Here is a 17,271-nt window from a genome sequence, read left to right as displayed (position 1 = left end):
TGAACTTCCTCCGAATGAGTGGACACCTGTAGTAGGCTCGTTGAGCCTGGAGGTGTTGAATGGAACGTGCACGTCGGTCGTTTACTGAAGAGTACAAGCGCGAGGCGGCGGGGTTGGTGGTGTCGAGCGGCCGCTCGATCGGGTCGGTAGCCAAGGAGCTCGGTCTGCGCGACTCAGTGCTGCGGCGCTGGGTCGATAAGCTCCGGCGCGAGCCGGCATCGGCGGCGTGGCGCCCCACCACGCAGGCGACGCCGATGTCGGCGGACCAGGCTTCGGAACTCGCCGTGTTGCGCCAGGAGAACGAGCGGCTGCGGATGGAACGCGACATTTTAAAAAAGTCGATCGCGATCTTTGCCGGAACCCGAACATGAGCTTTCGCTTCATCGAGGACCATCGCAACACCTATCCGGTGCGGCTGATGTGCGCCGTGCTCGAGGTCTCGCCGGCCGGCTACTACGCTTGGCGCGACCGCCCCGTGAGCGAGCGGGCAAAATCCCATGCCGCGCTGCTGGCCGAGATACGGCAGGTCCATCAGGACAGCAGCGGCCGCTACGGCAGTCCCCGCGTCCATGCCGCTCTGCGCAGGCAGGGACGCAGCGCCAGCCGCGGCCGGATCGAGCGGACGATGCGCCGGCATGGCATCCGCGCCATCACCGCAAAGCCACGCCGTGTGCGCACCACCGACAGCCGTCACGACCTGCCGATCGCACCGAACCTGGTCGCGCGCGACTTCACGGCGGAAGCCCCGAACCGGGTCTGGCTCGGCGACATCACCTACATCCCGACCGCCGAGGGGTGGCTTTATCTGGCCGCCGTCATGGATCTGTTCAGTCGGAAGATCGTCGGCTGGGCCATGCGCGATCACATGCAGGTCGAGCTCGCCTCCGCAGCCCTGACGATGGCAATCCGGGAGCGGCGGCCGCAGGCCGGATTGATCTGTCACACCGACCGGGGTGTGCAATACGCTTCGCACGCTTATCGCAGCACCCTTATGGAGGCCGGCATGACGGCATCAATGAGCCGCAGGGCCGATTGCTACGACAACGCCCCGATGGAAAGCTTCTTCCATACCCTGAAGACCGAGCTCGTCCATCATCGCAACTACAAGACCCGCACTGAGGCCCAGCGCGATATCTTCAGCTTCATCGAAGGATTCTATAACCGGACAAGGCTCCATTCCGCACTCGGATATATCCCCCCGATCGAGATGGAGCTAAAAGCCGCTTAACCCGTCCACTTTATCGGGGGAAGATCAGAAGGATTCTATAACCGGACAAGGCTCCATTCCGCACTCGGATATATCCCCCCGATCGAGATGGAGCTAAAAGCCGCTTAACCCGTCCACTTTATCGGGGGAAGATCACACTCTTCTACGTAGCGAAAATCTACTGTAGCGTGTATCACATAAGAATGAAACGACAGGCGAGCTGACACAACCGGGCGGTTGACGAAGACACGCCAATGCTTCGCGGCAGGAGCAGCCAGGTGAACTCTATCACTAAATCTGGATCCATGTTGCTCGGCTTATTGAGAACAACAATCGGCGTTCTCATCCGGATCGCGATAGTCACATGGGCCGCACTGGCCATCTATTACTCGAACTTGCCTTGGAGCTGGCTGCGCACGTTTTTAGCTCTGGCATTTGCGGCCTTCGGGATTTGGGCGCTCTGGCGTTCGCGCCAGCGGCGCATGTCCATTCTCTTCCTCGTTTTGTTTCTTGGCGTCGTGGCATGGTGGATCGCGATTCCTCCATCGCACAATCGCCACTGGCGGCCGGAAGTTGCGGTGATGCCGAGGGCGACGATTGATGGCGACCGCGTGCGCCTATCCGGTGTGCGTAACTTCAGCTACCGCAGTCGGAACGAGTTCACAGTAAGCTACGAGGAGCGTGAGGTGTCGTTGGCTCACTTGATAGCCCTGGATTTCTATGTTTCCTATTTTACTGAAGGTCCAGTTGGACACACGTTTGTGAGTTTCGTGTTCGACAATGCGCCACCGCTCGCCATCTCCATTGAAACACGTCCTGAGGTCGGCGAAGGCTTCGCGCCTGTCGCCTCCTTGTTCAAGCAATTCGAGCTGATCTACGTCGTAGGTGAAGAGCATGATATTGTAGGTGTGCGCACCAACTATCGCCACGAGCCGGTGTACCTTTATCGCCTCAATACATCTGTTGAGGACGCGCGCCGGCTACTGATGGTCTATTTGACGCGCATCAACGAATTGGCCGATCAGCCGGAGTTCTACCATCTGCTGACCAACAGCTGCACGATCAATATCGTACGCTATGCAAATGCGGCGGGTAGGCGAGGACGCTTCGACATTCGACATCTGTTCAATGGACTCATCGACAGCTATCTCTACCACTCGGGCCGGATCGAGGCGACGCTGCCGTTTGATGAACTGAGGCGGCGGTCCTTGATCAACGCAGCAGCACATGCGGCCGATGGCACAGCGGATTTCTCGCAACGTATCCGCTCATCTCTGCCGACCGTGATCGGACCTTAACTCAGGAGCCTTCTGGGGCGCTGATAATTCGCACCGCGTCTTGAGCGGCTGCACCCGTCTCACGACTGGTAGCTTCAAGCGTCTCAGCTCTTCGTATCAGCGCCCTTCAGCGCCTCCCAGGCGGCCTTGTTCGCCTGATCGAACGCCTTCCGGGATTCGGCGAGCGCGGCGCTCATCACCGACCAGGACTCGCTGCCTGCCTGCTTCAGCTTCTGAAGGCGCGCTTCGGCTTCGGAGGCATCGGATTTCATCTGCTTGAGCGCCGCGTCGATGTCCCCGGTGCGGGCTGCGGCCACCTTGCCCGCGGCCTCGCCGATTTTGTCTGCGGCCTCCCGCCAGGCCCTGGCCTGTGCAGCGGCAATATCCTTGAACGTCGCTTGCTGCTGCTCGAGCTGTTTGCCCGCGCCTTCGAAGTAGGCCTTCACCTGCGCTTCGAATCCATTCCACTGCCTTTCCAGGTCGGCTTTGGCCTCCACCCAGGCCGCTTCGCCGGCCTGCGCCTTGGCCTTGAGCATCTCCTGAAACTCGTCGCGGCGCTTCGTCAGATCGAACAGGAACTGATCGGTCTTCGCCTTGGACTCAACCTTGGCCTGGCCGGCCTTGACCTCGAACGAGGCCAACGCGGCATCCATTTCGTCGATCCGCTCCTTGGCCCAATTCAGATAGTGATGCATGCTGCTCTGCTGTGACATGGCCGCCTCCGTTGACTTGGCCACGTCAGAATTCCAGAACTCCGGCTTGCTTGTATTGACCTGCCTCAACGACCTACTGGTCCGAAGCGTGCCGGGCCTGACCACCAGGACGTACGAAGCTGCACAGGAACGCGATCCAATCTGAGAGATTAGCCTGACAAGAAGCGTCATGGCGGGCAACGCATGTTCTTCTTTTTCTCGAACCGGCTGGGATGTCTCGGTTCGCTGCTGATCTCCGGCTTCATCACGGTGGCGCTGCTGCTCCTGTTCGGAATAATTCGGTTCTGATCATCGCCGCTCACTGCCAATCCGTCATCTTCGACTTCGAGATATGCTGCGCGCGCGGCTTCAGGAACTCGGCCCCGGCTCGCCCGTTGTTCGCACTCGATCACACGGAGAGCCTCCTTGGAAACGACCATCATCGGAGAATTCGACACGCGCCGCGGCGCCGAGCTCGCGGTCGAGCACGTCGTGCAGGAATGCGGCGTGCCGCGAGGCGACGTCTTCGTCCAGCCCGCCGGCGATGCGAACACGGTGGGAACACGCCCGGCGGGCCCTGACGTCAAGGCTGCGCCCGCACCGGAGGGGCGACAAAAGCTCGAAGGTGTGATTGAAGTCTCCGTCGATTTCCACGGCGACGCCCCGGAGAAAATCGCCGATGCCTTGAGGAGCGCGGGCGCAAAGACTGTCCGCACCAAATGAGGGCAGTGTGCGATGTGCGCCGGACCTGCGGCATCGCGCCGGTTGAACCCCGGCCCCTGAGGCGTGGAACCCGTTGCTTGTTCGAGGCGTTTAGACGCGAATCCCAGTTGCGAGGTCCACCTGCTTCAGACTGCATCGACACTGATCCCCGGCGACACCGTCTGGCGGCGGTGCGAAGCCGCTCGCGTAGCGGTTCTGAACGATGCGGCCGCATATTTCGCGGCCCTGCGGGAGACGCTGCTGGAGGCGCAGGACGTCGTCTACATCATCGGGTGGGATATCCATAGCAAGACCCCGCTGGTCGGCGCGTCTGGGCGGGCGGATGACGGATTGCCGGAGCAGCTTGGTCCATTCCTGCGCGCGCTCGTTCGGCGACGTCCCGCCTTGCGCATCAACATTCTGGTCTGGGATTTCGTCTCGTTCTACGCCTCCGAGAGGGAATGGAATTCGGCGGCGAAGTTCACCGCGGACACGGACGACCGCGTGCGGTTTCACCTCGACGCGACGCTTCCGTTTGGTTCGGCGCAACACCAGAAGATCGTCTGCGTTGATGGCTCACTGGCATTCGTCGGCGGGCTCGATCTGACGGTCAGGCGCTGGGACACGAGTGACCACCGCGCCGACAATGCAATGCGCTGCGATCCCCAGCGGAAGCGATACCCGCCGTTTCACGACGTTCAGTGCCTGGTCGACGGGGATGTTGCGGAGCGGCTGTTCGAACTCGCCGAGGAACGCTGGCGGGCGGCGGGCCAACAGGCTGATGAACGGCGCGTCCTGAAGAGCGCTCGCTGGCCGACGAATGTACCGGTCGAAACCGAGCACTTGCCTGTGGGTATTGCCAGGACCGATGTGGTCTCTCCTGCGGGCTCGACGATCAGGGAGGTCGAACGCTCGTTCATTGCAGGCATCCGGTCGGCGACGAACTTCGTGTACATCGAGAATCAATTCACGAGCGCGACCAGGATGGCGCGCGAACTGGCGGAGCAGATGCGTCGCGTGCCGTCGCTTCGCGCTCTGATCGTTGCGCCCAAACTGCATTCCTCGTGGCTGGAATCCCAGGCAATGCAGAACGGCCGGGGCGCCTTCATGGACTGCTTCGGGGAGACTGGCGTCGCCGATCGCATCCGTTTCGTCTACCCGGTCTCGCGCAGCGGAAACAAGGAAGCCGCGGTGATGGTCCACAGCAAGCTCATGGTCGTCGACGACCGGATCCTGAGGATCGGCTCGGCCAACCTGAACAATCGGTCGATGGGCGCCGACAGCGAATGCGACCTGATCTTTGAAGCTGCAACGGAGGAGCATCGGGATTTCATCACCTCGGTGCGCCGTCGCCTGATCGGCCATTTCTGCGGTCTCGACGAACACGCCATCACGCAGAACGAGCATCGCCTGTTCGCCCTGCTGGACGAGGTGTCGAAAGCTCGTGGCCCCCAGACGTTGCGGAAAGTCGAGTCTTCGGTTCTAACCAGTACGCTGGCCACCCTGGTTCAGCCGGTGGCGGACCCTGAGCTGCCTCTTCATCTGGAGCGCGCGGCCTCTCGCATGTGGAGCACGAAAACGTTAATCGGGATCGCCTCAATCGCCGTGGCGCTTTTCGGGCTGGCGATGGCCTGGTCGTACACCTCCTTGAGCGATTTCGCCGATGCAGGTCATCTTTCGACGCTTCTGTCTGCCTATTCGCAGTCCATCTGGGGGCCGCCATTGGCAGTCGCGGCCTTTGTCGTTGGCGGGCTCGTCGTCTTTCCAGTTCTCGTGCTGATTGCAGCAACTGCCGCTGCCCTTGGCCCATGGCTGGGTTTCGTCACGGCGATGGCGGGCGTCCTGGTCAGTGCTTTGATCCTTTTTGCGATCGGCCGCGTCCTCGGCCGAGAACGCCTTCAGCGTCTGTTGGGCCGACGTGCCGCGCGCATCCAGGAGCGTGTCGTTGGGAAGGGGGTCGTGGCGGTTGTCGTCATCCGGATGCTCCCCGTAGCGCCGTTCTCAGTAGTGAACGTAGTGGCCGGTGCGAGCACACTGCCTCTTCGTGACTTTATCCTCGGAACTCTGTTGGGCAGCACGCCCGGTATCCTCGCCATGGCGGTTCTGGGCTCGCAGATCGCAGAACTCGCCAGAAATGCGTCCTGGAGCAACATGTTGCTGCTGGCACTGGCATTCCTCGGCTGGCTCGCACTCTGCGCCGGCGCGCAGTTCGTTACGACGTGGCTCGCCGGGAGGCGCTGATGGCGCCCGTGCGATTCATGACGTGGAATGTGCACGGTACGTTCAATCTCAATCCAAGGTTCGATCTGGAGGGTGTTTGTTCCATCATTCGCAAGTGGTCGCCGGATGTCGTCGCACTCCAGGAGGTGGATTCGCGATCCCGGTCGGACGATCCATTTGCGAAGCTGGCGAGTGTCGTCGGCGATCACCGTGTTCACGCCAAGTCGATCGTCACGAAGGATGGCGACTACGGTCAGATGCTGCTGAGTCGCTTTTCGTTCTCCAGCGTGCCCGAGATCGTCGACGTGTCGTATCAGGAGCGGGAACCACGCCGGGCCATTGCGACGGATTTGCTGACGCCTGCCGGCGATGTGCGCGTGGTGGCCACGCATCTCGGCTTGAGCATTCATGAGCGCTATGCCCAGGCACGCGCCCTTGTGAGCCTGGTGAAACCGGTGAGAACCGTCGTCCTCGGCGATTTCAACGACTGGTTCTGGGTCCGGTCCGTGCGGCGCGTTCTCGCACAGGCCTGTCCCAACCGTACGCAGCTGCGGACTTTCCCGTCACGCCTGCCTCTGATGCGGCTTGACCGGATCTATGCCACGCCCGACAGCCGGATCGGGAAAGTCTGGACCGACGGAGAGGCGAGGGCCTATTCGGACCATCTGCCGGTCATTGCGGAGATCGAGATTCCGCAAACGGAAGGTGCCGGTCATCCGGATCGGTCGGGCCCGGGATGATTTTCCGGTGTCAGAACCCGGCTGTTTTGCCCGACACGTCAACTACCGCTGCGCCTAGTTGAAACGCTTGCATCCCGAGCGACTTGGCTACTGTGCATGGGGTTGTTTCGCGGTTTCAATGTCCGCGTCCATGCCTCCGCCTGGCCATGCGGAACTTTTGTCTCGCTGCCGGGTTGTATGGCCATGACTGAAGACCTTTCCTTCCGACGCAAACCCCTGACCCCCGAACAGCGCCAGGCCCGCGACGCGGCACGCCGGATCGAGGCCGAGAAGGCCATGCGCGACCATGAAGCGGCGCAAAAGGCGTTTTACGCCAACAAGGAACGGCTGAGGGCCGAGCGGCTTGCGCGCGAAGCTGCCGCCTCAAAATCCTGAATTCGCGTCCGGCGGTCCAGACCTGCGCTAGTGCCGCCAGGACCTCGTCTTGGCGCCCAAGGCGAGCTTGAGCGCCTGGACGGCCTCTGCGAATGGCCCGCGAGGCAATTGTGCCTCGATGGTCTCGGCGGCGATGCGACAATCGTCCGCGACCTTGAGCAGCCCGCTTCGCGTGAGATCCATGGTGGAGAGGGCGGCCTGCTCCAGGCAGACCCGTTCAAGCCGTCGAAACTCCCGCAGCTCTCTGTTCATGCGTCAGCTCTCGATATGTCCCAACGCCATGCGGCGCTGAGTCTCCTTAACGAATGGTAAACACCTCTGTGTCGCCGATCTTGCTGGCGCGGAGCTGTTGCCTGCGCCGCTATGCAGGCGCCCCGGAGCACGGGGGAGCGTAGGCGGGGACTCGTCTCGAAGCCATTCGGCAAATGATCCGCCGGGATCGCGAAAGCCGCTGCACTTATCGCCGGCGGCTCGACGGAGGCCCGCGCCAGCTTCTATCGCCCTTCGTTATTGGGGCTACGCCAAGCGGCGTGTCAGCGGCGCTTGCGGTCAACTGGAAAGGTTGCGAGCTGTGTCGCAATTGAGCTGGCTGGGCTCACACAGGAAGAGAGCGCTCAGGCAAACGCCAGGGCAACGAGGCTCGAGCAGAGCAGAACCAAACCGCCGGCAGTCAATGCCAGGAAGCCATCGGATACAAAGTCGTGGTTACGCATGGGACACCTGCCGCTCTCGTTTTCGATGCTTGAACGGATCGATCAAAATCGCCCGAACGCCCCGCCTTGAAAGAGGTGATGCTTGCCGCCCGCGCGAGTGCCTTCACGCCCTCGTGCGGTAACCTTCAAACGCATGGGCCAGGAAGATCCCCGCGCTCACCAAGCCCATCAGTGCCGAAACCGTCTCGATCATCGTTAAATTCCAAATCCCACCCTTGCATCCGAGAGAACGCGTGCGGCCTTGCACAGTCAAAAGAATTTCGGTCAGCGACGCGACAATGGGGGCGGGGTGAGGTTTTGGCGCAACAGAATGTCCAGCCCTGGCACAGAGCAGGGGGCATGCGCCCCGTAGATCAACGGGAAGAAGCGAACCTCCCGTTTACCATCCTGACGTGATCGCTGTGGGCTCCCCATTTCCGCCGTGTTCCGGTTGCGTTATCCTTACCACTTCCGATGCGGTGGTGGGCCGCCTCGGTATTTGAAGGACCGGACAGCGCGCCCCGTAGCCAAAGCGGGTTGGGTATGCCTCCGGCGAAGTGGTATTTGGGGCGCATGGGGATCCGACGGTCAGATTCGGTTTTGCGGGCCGCGCGCGGTGTTGCGGCGGTCGCGACCTGCCTTGCGCTCGCCAATTGCGCCTCCTCCAACAAGTTCGCCGGCCGCGTCGATCCGAAATACGGCGTGTCCTCGAGCCCCAGGGTCGTGGCCTGGGGTGACCCGGTCCCGAAGGGGGGTGGCACTTACCGAGTCGGCAAGCCCTATGTGGTGGCGGGCCGGACCTACGTGCCGGAGGAGGACGTCAACTACCGCGCCGAGGGCATGGCGTCCTGGTACGGCGACAGTTTTCATGGCCGCCTGACGGCCAATGGCGAGGTGTTCGACATGACTTCGCTGACGGCGGCGCATCCGACCCTGCCGATGCCGTCCTACGCGCGGGTGACCAATATCTCGAACGGCAAGTCGCTGATCGTCCGCGTCAATGATCGTGGGCCCTATCACGGCAATCGCCTCATCGACGTGTCGAACAAGGCCGCCGAACTCCTTGAATTCAAAGGAAATGGCGTCGCCAAGGTGCGGGTCGAATATGTCGGCCGGGCACCGCTTGAGGGCTCGGACGACCGCCAGCTCCTGGCGACGCTGCGCACTGGCGTTCCCGCGCCGTCACCCTCGATGGTGCGGGTCGCCTCGGCCAAGCCGTTCGTACCGGAGCTGTCGTCCTCGAGCCGCGGCGCCATTCGCGGCGAGGTCCCGATGCCGGAAGGGCGTCCTTACAATCTCGGCAACAGCCAGGCCGACATGGCTTCGCTCAATGCGACGACGGAGATGTCGGCATCGGGACGCAGCCGGGGCCGGGCACTCCAGAACGCTCGGGCGGTGTCCTACGAGGAGGATGGCCGCTACGCCGCCGAGAGCGCTGGCTCGCCGGCGAATGGTGCGGCCGAGGCGCGCAGCATCCTGAGTGGTCGCGGGCTCTACTGAGCCGCACTCGCCTTCAGGAATTGCACCAGCGCCGTGTTCACCTCGTCAGGTCGCTCCTGCTGCACCCAATGCCCGGCGCCCTCGATGATCAGCTTCCGCCTCAGGTTGGGCAGCACGCGTTCGAGCTCGTTCACGCGCTTGGCGCCGATCAGGCCTGTGATCACCGCGTCCTTCGAGCCTGCGATGAACAGGGAAGGCTGGTAGATCTGGGCATCCTGCCAGGGCGCGGTCAGCTCCCAATTGCGGTCGATGTTACGGTACCAGTTCAGCCCGCCGCGGAAGCCGGACTTGCGGAAGCTTTCGGTGAAATAGGCGAGGTCAGCCTCGCTCAGCCAGCCGGGGAGCGGCTCTTCGGCGCCCGCATGGCCGAGAAAGCCCTTGCCCTCCTGCACGAACATGGCCGCGGACGGATCGGCGAGGCCGCGTCCGCCGAGCACGATGCGCATGGTGCTAGCGACGTCGCGCTCCAGCTCGGCTTCGGCGACGCCTGGCGTCTGGAAATACTGCCAATAGAAATTGGTGATGCCACCCTGGCGCAACAGATCGAGCGGCTTGCCGCGGCCGCGGAATGGCGGCGGCACGCTCAGTCCCGCGACCGCCGTGAAGATGTCGGGCCGGAACAGCGCCGCGTGCCAAGCGACCGGAGCGCCCCAATCGTGGCCGACCACCATCGCCTCGCGCTCTCCGAGCGCCTGCACGAGACCGACGATGTCGCCGACCGTGTCGAAGATCGAGTAGGCCGCAGCGTCGGGCGGCGCGGCGCTCTGGCCATAGCCGCGCATGTCCGGGGCGACGACGTGAAAGCCGGCCGCGGCCAGCGCGGGGATCTGGTGACGCCAGGAATAGGATAGTTCCGGCCAGCCATGGCAAAGCACGACCAGCGGACCCTGGCCGGCTTCGCGGATGAACAGCTCGATCCCGTTGGCCTTGATCATGCGGGTTGAGGACATTCGCTTTTCCGCCTTGTTTCAGGGGTTTGGTCGAGAAACATGAGGCACCACGATAGGGGCGCGGCGAGAATCGTGCAATCTCAGGGACAAGCGTCCAGCCGCGTGTTGTTCGCATCTGTTCCAACTGTTAGAACGCTCTCTCAGGGCTTCGCCATGTCACTTCGTCTCCCTATGCTTCGTTGCAACCGGTTCACCGCCGGCACGCTGGCGCGCGGCCTGATCGCGGCGGCCTTGATCGCAGGCATGGCCTGGGGCGGGGCGGTTCTGGCTGCCAACCAGAGCGTCCAGGGCGCCAAGAAAGCGGACGATGTTGGCTTCGATGGCGATGCCCCGACGGCGATCCTGATCGAGGCCTCCTCAGGCAGCGTTCTGTTCGAGAAGAACGCCGACGAGCTGCGCGCTCCGTCGAGCATGATGAAGCTGATGACCGCGGAGGTCGTCTTCAATGCTATCAAGAAGGGCGACATCAAGCTGACGGACGAGTACCGGATCAGCGAGAATGCCTGGCGCCGAGGCGGCGCGCCCTCGGGCGGTTCGACCATGTTCGCCGCCATCAACAGCAAGGTCTCGGTCAACGATCTCCTGCATGGCGCGATCATCCAGAGCGGCAATGACGCCTGCATCGCGCTCGCCGAAGCCATGGCGGGCAACGAGCGGATTTTCGCGGCCGACTTCATGACCAAGCGCGCGCGAGAACTCGGTCTCACCAGATCGACTTTCGCCAACTCCAATGGCCTGCCCGACCCCGGCAACAAGATGACCGTGCGCGAGCTCGCCATGCTCGCCCGGCACATCATTCTCGACTTCCCCGAATTCTACAAACTGTTCGGCGAGAAGGAGTTCACCTGGAACAAGATACGACAGCAGAACCGCAATCCGCTGCTCAATTCGATGGAAGGCGCCGACGGCCTGAAGACCGGCTACACCAAGGAGGGCGGCTACGGCATGGTCGGTTCGGCCGTCCAGAACGGCACGCGCCTGATCGTCGTCGTCAACGGGCTCGACGATTCCGACGACCGCGCCAGCGAAGCGAAGAAGATGCTGGAATGGGGCTTCCGCAATTTCGAGACGCGCACGCTGTTCGCGGCCGAGCAGCCGGTCGGCTACGCCAAGGTGTTCGGCGGCGAGAGCCGCTCCGTCAAGCTGGTAGCCAAGACGCCGGTGAAGGTGATGGTTCACAAGAACGGCAGCGACAAGCTGATTGCGCGCATCGTCTATAGCGGCCCGGTGCGTGCGCCAATCGAGCCCGGGCAGAGGGTCGGCGTGGTCAAAGTCTGGCGCAGCGGCAACGTCGCCGTGGAGACGCCGGTCTATGCGGCCGAGGCGATCGGCACCGGTTCGACCATGCGCCGCGCGATCGACGGCGCCAGCGAGCTCGTGATCGGCATGTTCCGCGCAGGCGCCGAGAAGCTCTGACCATGGCTGAGGGCTCGCTACAGCGGCCGTCCGGACGCGGACGCTTCATCACCTTTGAAGGCGGCGAGGGCACGGGCAAGTCGACCCAGATCAAGAAGCTCGCAGACCGCCTCAAGGCGGCAAAGCTGCGCATCCGGGTGACGCGCGAGCCGGGGGGCTCGCCGGGCGCCGAGATCATGCGTCATCTGGTCCTGTCGGGCATGGGCAAGCTGCTCGGCCCGGAAGCGGAGACGCTGCTGTTTGCCGCTGCCCGGGACGATCACGTCCGCACCGTGATCCAGCCGGCGCTCAGCCAGGGCGTCTGGGTGCTGTGCGACCGCTTCGCCGACTCGACCCGGGCCTATCAGGGCAGCCTTGGCCGCGTGCCCGATGGCCTGATCAACGCCATGCAGCGGGTCACCATCGGCGACCTCAAGCCGGACCTCACCATCGTGCTCGATTTGCCGGTCGAGATCGGCCTGCAACGCGCCGCCGCGCGCCGCGGCAGCGGCACGCCCGACAGGTTCGAGGCCGAGAAGCTCAGCTTCCACCAGGGCCTGCGCGAGGCCTATCGCAAGATCGCAGCCGAGGATCCCGCGCGTTGCGTGCTGATCGACGCCAATTCGGACCCTGACACGGTCGCCGCGCGGGTCTGGACCGCGCTGCGCGAGCGTCTGCTTCCCACGCCGGCGTCAGTGGTGTCGGCATGAGCCCACGTCAGGCCGAGCGAGAAACCGCAGTTACGCATCCGCGCGAGACGTCGCTGTTGTTCGGCCATCGCGAGGCCGAGGCCGCGCTGCTGAGCGCCTATCGCAGCGGGCGCATTCCTCATGCCTGGCTGATCGGCGGCCCGCAAGGGATCGGCAAGGCAACGCTGGCCTATCGCATGGCCCGCTTCGTGCTCGCTCATTCGCAGCCGCTGGCGCCCGCCGTGCAGCGCGCCGAAGATCTTGCGATCGATCCTGACGATGCCGTGGCGCGGCAGGTGGCGGCCGGCTCGCATGGCGGCCTGCTGACATTGGAGCGTACAGCCAACGACCGCGGTGTGATGCGCACCGTGATCACCGTGGACGAGACGCGGGAGACGATTGCGTTTTTTGGCTCGACCGCTGCGGCCGAAGGTTGGCGTGTCTGCATCGTCGACACCGTCGATGAACTCAATCCCAACGCGGCCAACGCGCTTCTGAAGATTCTCGAGGAGCCGCCGCAGCGATCGCTGTTCCTTCTGGTGAGCCATGCGCCGGCTCGGGTGCTCGCCACGATCCAGTCACGGTGTCGCAAGCTGCGGCTGCGGCCGCTCGCGACGGATGATGTGATCGGAGCGGCTTCTTCAGTCGCCAACATCGATCCGAGCGATGCCGCGCTGCGCGAGGCGGCGGAAGCATCCGAGGGCAGTGTGGCGCGCGCCTTGGCGCTGCTCGGCGGTGATGCGCTCAAGCTCCAGCAGCGCACCGCGGCCCTGCTGGCCCGCCTGCCGCAGGTCGACCCGCGCGAATTGCACACGCTCGGCGATTCGCTCGGCACCAGCGACCGCGTCGCGCTCGCCGCCTTCGTCGACGGCATCGATCGCTGGATCGCGGAGCGCCTGCATGCGGACGACGTCAATGCCAACCAGAACCTGCCGCGCCTTGCGCGCTTAGCTGAGGTATGGGAAAAGATCGTCCGCGCCGCGCGCGACACCGAAACCTACAATCTGGAGCGCAAGCCCTTGGTTTTCTCGGTGTTCGGCTGGCTGGCGGACGCAACGCGCTAGAGCATGATCCGAAAAGGTGCGCAGCGGCTTTCCGAGGGGATCATGCGCAAATCAACAATCGAACTCAGGTTCGTTTCCAGATTTCGAGAAGCCGGTAAAGGAATTCGTGGTGGCAACGCGAGCTAGGAAAACCGTCAAGAGCAAGAGCGGCAAGAAGGCTGCGAAAAAAGCCGTCAAGAAAGCCACGAAGAAGGCCGTGAGGGGGCGCACGCGCAAGACTGCGAAGAGTGCAAAGAAGGCAGCCAAGTCGAAGACGGCTCACGCCAAGAAAAGCGCTGCCAGGACGGCAAGGAAGGCCGGCAAGAAGGCTGCTAGGAAGCAGCTGGCTGCCAAGAAGACGGTGAAGAGGGCGGCCAAGAGAGCAGCTGGAGCTCCGGCGAAGAAAGTGGCCAGGACGGTGAGGGGCACTGCGCCTGCAGTGATCGTCAAGCCAGCTTCCGCCGTTACGCCGCCGAAGGCAGCGAAGCCGAAGATCTCGACTCCGAAGGTGCCGCGTGCGCCGAAGCCCGCAGCGCCCGTTGCCACCCCCTCGCGCGACAACGTGTTCTACGTCACGACAGCTATCGCCTATCCCAACGGCAGCCCGCATATCGGCCATGCCTATGAGGCGATCGCGACCGACGTGCTGGCGCGCTTTGCCCGGCTCGACGGCAAGGACGTGTTCTTCCTGACCGGCACCGACGAGCACGGTCAGAAGATGGTGCAGACGGCGGCCGGCGAAGGCATGTCCGCCGCCGCGCTTGCGACCCGCAATGCCGGCCGTTTCAGGGAGATGGACGAACGCCTGAACGTGTCGTTCGACCGGTTCATCCGCACCACGGAGGAGCAGCATCACCGCTCCAGCCAGGAGATCTGGCGGCGCATGGAGGCGAACGGCGACATCTATGCCGACACATATGCCGGCTGGTACTCGGTGCGCGACGAGGCCTATTACGCTGAGGACGAGACGCGCCTGAACGATGATGGCGTCAGGCTTGGACCGCAGGGCACGCCTGTCGAATGGGTCGAGGAGAAGAGCTATTTCTTCCGTCTGTCCGCATACGAGGACAAGCTGCTGAAGCTCTATGCCGATCACCCTGATTTCATCGGTCCGGACTCCCGGAAGAACGAGGTGGTGAGCTTCGTCAAGAGCGGTCTTCGCGACCTCTCGATCTCGCGCACCACCTTCGACTGGGGTGTGAAAGTGCCTGGCGACGAAGAGCACGTGATGTATGTCTGGGTCGACGCACTGACCAACTACATCACGGGCGTCGGCTTCCCCGACGAGCAGGATGCGAACTGGCGCTATTGGCCGGCCGATGTGCACATCATCGGCAAGGACATCATCCGTTTTCACGCCGTGTATTGGCCGGCGTTTCTGATGTCGGCCGGGATTCCGCTGCCGAAGCGGGTCTATGCCCACGGCTTCCTGTTCAACAGGGGCGAGAAGATGTCGAAATCGGTCGGCAATGTCGTCGATCCCTTCAACCTCGCCGAGCAGTACGGCGTCGACCAGCTGCGCTACTTCTTCCTGCGCGAGGTGCCGTTCGGGCAGGACGGCAATTACAACCACGAGGCCATCGTCGCGCGGATCAATGCCGATCTTGCCAACGACCTCGGCAATCTCGCGCAACGCTCGTTGTCGATGATCGCCAAGCAGCTCGGCGGCGTGCTGCCGGAGCCCGGCGAGTTCAGCGACAATGACAAGGCAATCCTTGCGATGGCCGACGGCATGGTTGCCACGTCACGCGAAGCCATGGCGACGCAGCAGATCCATCAATGGCTGAACGCCGTGTGGGCCGTGGTCGCAGAAGCCAACCGCTACTTTGCGGGAGAGGCGCCGTGGGCGCTCGCGAAGACTGATCCCGTCAGGCAGAGGACGGTGCTTTATGTCACCGCCGAGGTCGTGCGGCAGATCGCGATCCTGGCCCAGCCGGCGATGCCGACGGCCTCGGGATTGCTGCTCGACAGCCTCGGCATCCCCGCAGACGAACGCAATTTCGCGATGCTCGGTGGCGCCAAGCGGATCGCGCCCGGCTCGATCTTGCCGGCACCGACGCCGGCATTCCCGCGCTACGTCGAGCCGGCGGCCTAGAGGCGTTCGCGCAATGTTGGTCGACAGCCACTGCCATCTGGATTTTCCGGACTTTGCGGAAGATCTCGACGGGATCGTGTCGCGGGCGCGAGCTGCCGGCATCGTGCGCATGGTCACGATCTCGACGCGGGTGCGGCGGCTGAAGGACCTGCTCGCGATCGCCGACCGTTACGACGACGTATATTGCTCAGTCGGCACCCATCCGCACAACGCGGACGAGGAAGACGGCATCGCGCCGGACGAGCTTGTTGCATTGACGGAGCACCCCAAGGTCGTCGCGCTCGGCGAGGCCGGGCTCGACTATTTCTACGATAACGGCTCGCCGGAGGCGCAGGCGAGGGGCTTTCGCACCCACATCGCCGCCGCTCGTGCCACCGGCCTGCCGCTGGTGATCCACACCCGCGAGGCCGACGAGGACTGCGCACGCATCCTGGAAGAGGAATCAGCAAAGGGATCGTTTCGCGCCGTGCTGCATTGTTACACCGGCGGGCGAGAGCTGGCGCTGAAGGCGGTGTCGCTCGGGCTCTATGTTGGCTTCACCGGCATCCTGACGTTCAAGAAATCGGAGGCCTTGCGCACGCTCGCCGCCGAATTGCCGTCCGATCGCATCCTGGTCGAAACGGATTCGCCCTATCTCGCACCGGGTAAATTTCGGGGCAAACGCAACGAGCCCGCTTACGTGGTCGAGGTCGCAAAGGTGTTGGCAGAGACTCGCGGAGTCTCGCTCGACGAGATCTCGCGCCAGACGACCGAAAACTTCTTCCGTCTGTTCTCGAAGGTGAAAGCTTGAGACTGGGAGCTACATGACGCTGACATTGACGATCCTGGGCTGCGGCTCCTCCGCCGGCGTTCCCCGCCCGGCGCTCGGCTGGGGCGCCTGCGATCCCAACAATCCCAAGAACCGCCGTCGTCGCTGTTCGCTGCTGGTCGAACGGATCTCCGAGCATGGCACGACACGCATCCTGATCGACACCTCGCCCGACCTGCGCGAGCAATTGCTCTCGACCAATGTCGACCACATCGACGCGGTGTTCCTGACGCACGAGCATGCCGATCAGACCCACGGCATGGACGATCTTCGCTCCGTCGTCATGCACATGCGCCGGCGTATCCCGACCTATTTCAACCAGTCGACGGCCAAAGACATCCTGTCCCGGTTTTCCTATTGCTTCATTTCGCCAGAGGGCAGCGATTATCCGCCGATCCTGACCCGGCACTCGATTGAAGCTGGCGAAAGCCAGACCATCCTGGGGAAGGGCGGGGCGGTGACGATGACCGCCTTCCTGGTGCAGCACGGCAACATTCCCGCGCTCGGCTACCGCATCGGCGATGCCGCCTACACGCCTGATCTCAACGACATCCCGCGCGAGAGCTGGGGCGCACTGGAAAATCTCGATCTCTGGATCGTCGATGGTCTGCGCTATACCAGCCATGTCAGCCATTTCAGCATCAACGACGCGCTGTCGTGGATCGAACGGTTCAAGCCAAAGCGCGCAGTCATCACCAACATGACGGCCGATGTCGATTACGAGGTCATCAGGCAGTCGCTGCCGGCCGGCGTGGTGCCAGCCTATGACGGGCTGCGGCTGGAGACGCATTGAACCTGAGGTAGAAATTCCGGCACATGCCGGCACACTCCTTGCTTGCACAGGCCGCATCATGTTGATCTAACAGGCGTTGGGTGGGGCGATATT

Annotated in this window: 16 protein-coding genes; 13 read left to right on the top strand and 3 right to left on the bottom strand. The window is 63.3% G+C overall.

The features are described 5' to 3' along the window. Nucleotides 1-59: 59 nt before the first annotated feature. Together ASG57_RS02435 and ASG57_RS02430 are read left to right on the top strand one after the other, a co-directional pair. A protein-coding gene (locus tag ASG57_RS02435; protein ID WP_152343783.1) for an IS3 family transposase occupies nt 60-1,228 on the top strand; the annotation gives its coding sequence in 2 pieces (ribosomal slippage) (nt 60-348 and nt 348-1,228; 1,170 coding nt in all). A gap of 257 nt (nt 1,229-1,485) precedes the next feature. Beyond that, complete coding sequence (locus ASG57_RS02430; RefSeq protein WP_028145806.1) at nt 1,486-2,505, top strand: lipoprotein N-acyltransferase Lnb domain-containing protein; 1,020 nt, start codon at nt 1,486-1,488, stop codon at nt 2,503-2,505. Nucleotides 2,506-2,588: 83 nt separating this feature from the next. Here the strand turns inward: ASG57_RS02430 and ASG57_RS02425 are convergent, their stop codons facing one another. Then, nucleotides 2,589-3,197, bottom strand: coding sequence for a sll1863 family stress response protein (locus tag ASG57_RS02425; RefSeq protein WP_057195590.1), 609 nt, complete (start codon nt 3,195-3,197; stop codon nt 2,589-2,591). Between the two features lie 405 nt (nt 3,198-3,602). On the opposite strand from ASG57_RS02425, the gene ASG57_RS02420 reads away from it, so the two are divergent. The 4 genes from ASG57_RS02420 to ASG57_RS02405 all read left to right on the top strand — a co-directional run bounded on the left by ASG57_RS02420 (nt 3,603) and on the right by ASG57_RS02405 (nt 7,213). Further along, entirely contained in the window at nt 3,603-3,899 is a 297-nt protein-coding gene (locus ASG57_RS02420) for a hypothetical protein (RefSeq protein WP_024341853.1), read from the top strand. 63 nt (nt 3,900-3,962) lie between these two features. Then, the gene (locus tag ASG57_RS02415; RefSeq protein WP_230646521.1) at nt 3,963-6,119 is read left to right on the top strand and encodes a VTT domain-containing protein; all 2,157 of its coding nucleotides are present in this window, start codon (nt 3,963-3,965) and stop codon (nt 6,117-6,119) included. Beyond that, nucleotides 6,119-6,838 (top strand): endonuclease/exonuclease/phosphatase family protein, encoded by a 720-nt coding sequence (locus ASG57_RS02410; protein ID WP_024341851.1) that lies wholly within the window; start codon nt 6,119-6,121, stop codon nt 6,836-6,838. Before ASG57_RS02415 ends, ASG57_RS02410 begins: the two co-directional genes overlap by 1 nt. A gap of 183 nt (nt 6,839-7,021) precedes the next feature. Then, nucleotides 7,022-7,213 carry a hypothetical protein gene (locus ASG57_RS02405; protein WP_024341850.1) on the top strand — a complete coding sequence of 64 codons (192 nt, stop codon included), beginning with the start codon at nt 7,022-7,024 and terminating at the stop codon, nt 7,211-7,213. 27 nt (nt 7,214-7,240) lie between these two features. On the opposite strand, the gene ASG57_RS02400 is transcribed toward ASG57_RS02405, so the two are convergent. Continuing rightward, nucleotides 7,241-7,465 (bottom strand): hypothetical protein, encoded by a 225-nt coding sequence (locus ASG57_RS02400; RefSeq protein WP_057195589.1) that lies wholly within the window; start codon nt 7,463-7,465, stop codon nt 7,241-7,243. 1,013 nt (nt 7,466-8,478) lie between these two features. On the opposite strand from ASG57_RS02400, the gene ASG57_RS02395 reads away from it, so the two are divergent. After that, nucleotides 8,479-9,405, top strand: a complete 927-nt coding sequence (locus tag ASG57_RS02395) for a septal ring lytic transglycosylase RlpA family protein (RefSeq protein ID WP_057195588.1) — start codon at nt 8,479-8,481, stop codon at nt 9,403-9,405. Here the strand turns inward: ASG57_RS02395 and ASG57_RS02390 are convergent. Beyond that, on the bottom strand, nt 9,399-10,355 hold the full coding sequence (locus ASG57_RS02390; RefSeq protein ID WP_057195587.1) for an alpha/beta fold hydrolase: 957 nt from the start codon (nt 10,353-10,355) through the stop codon (nt 9,399-9,401). The genes ASG57_RS02395 and ASG57_RS02390 overlap by 7 nt on opposite strands. Before the next feature lie 153 nt (nt 10,356-10,508). Here ASG57_RS02390 and ASG57_RS02385 point away from each other — a divergent pair, with 153 nt between their 5' ends. From ASG57_RS02385 to ASG57_RS02360, 6 genes are all read left to right on the top strand, one after another. Next, nucleotides 10,509-11,771, top strand: coding sequence for a D-alanyl-D-alanine carboxypeptidase family protein (locus ASG57_RS02385; protein WP_082528876.1), 1,263 nt, complete (start codon nt 10,509-10,511; stop codon nt 11,769-11,771). 2 nt (nt 11,772-11,773) lie between these two features. Further along, complete coding sequence (tmk, locus tag ASG57_RS02380; RefSeq protein WP_024341845.1) at nt 11,774-12,460, top strand: dTMP kinase; 687 nt, start codon at nt 11,774-11,776, stop codon at nt 12,458-12,460. After that, nucleotides 12,457-13,503 carry a DNA polymerase III subunit delta' gene (locus tag ASG57_RS02375; protein WP_024341844.1) on the top strand — a complete coding sequence of 349 codons (1,047 nt, stop codon included), beginning with the start codon at nt 12,457-12,459 and terminating at the stop codon, nt 13,501-13,503. Before tmk ends, ASG57_RS02375 begins: the two co-directional genes overlap by 4 nt. A gap of 109 nt (nt 13,504-13,612) precedes the next feature. Then, a complete protein-coding gene (gene metG / locus ASG57_RS02370; protein ID WP_082528875.1) occupies nt 13,613-15,577 on the top strand; it encodes a methionine--tRNA ligase in 1,965 nt (654 codons plus the stop codon). 13 nt (nt 15,578-15,590) lie between these two features. Then, the gene (locus ASG57_RS02365; RefSeq protein ID WP_057195585.1) at nt 15,591-16,367 is read left to right on the top strand and encodes a TatD family hydrolase; all 777 of its coding nucleotides are present in this window, start codon (nt 15,591-15,593) and stop codon (nt 16,365-16,367) included. Nucleotides 16,368-16,380: 13 nt separating this feature from the next. Then, the gene (locus ASG57_RS02360; protein WP_024341841.1) at nt 16,381-17,178 is read left to right on the top strand and encodes an MBL fold metallo-hydrolase; all 798 of its coding nucleotides are present in this window, start codon (nt 16,381-16,383) and stop codon (nt 17,176-17,178) included. Nucleotides 17,179-17,271 lie beyond the last annotated feature (93 nt).

This window comes from Bradyrhizobium sp. Leaf396 (genome assembly GCF_001424605.1).
Taxonomy (GTDB): Bacteria; Pseudomonadota; Alphaproteobacteria; order Rhizobiales; family Xanthobacteraceae; genus Bradyrhizobium; species Bradyrhizobium japonicum_C.
Note: the sequence above shows the minus strand (reverse complement) of the source record. Positions and strands in the feature narration are given on the sequence as shown.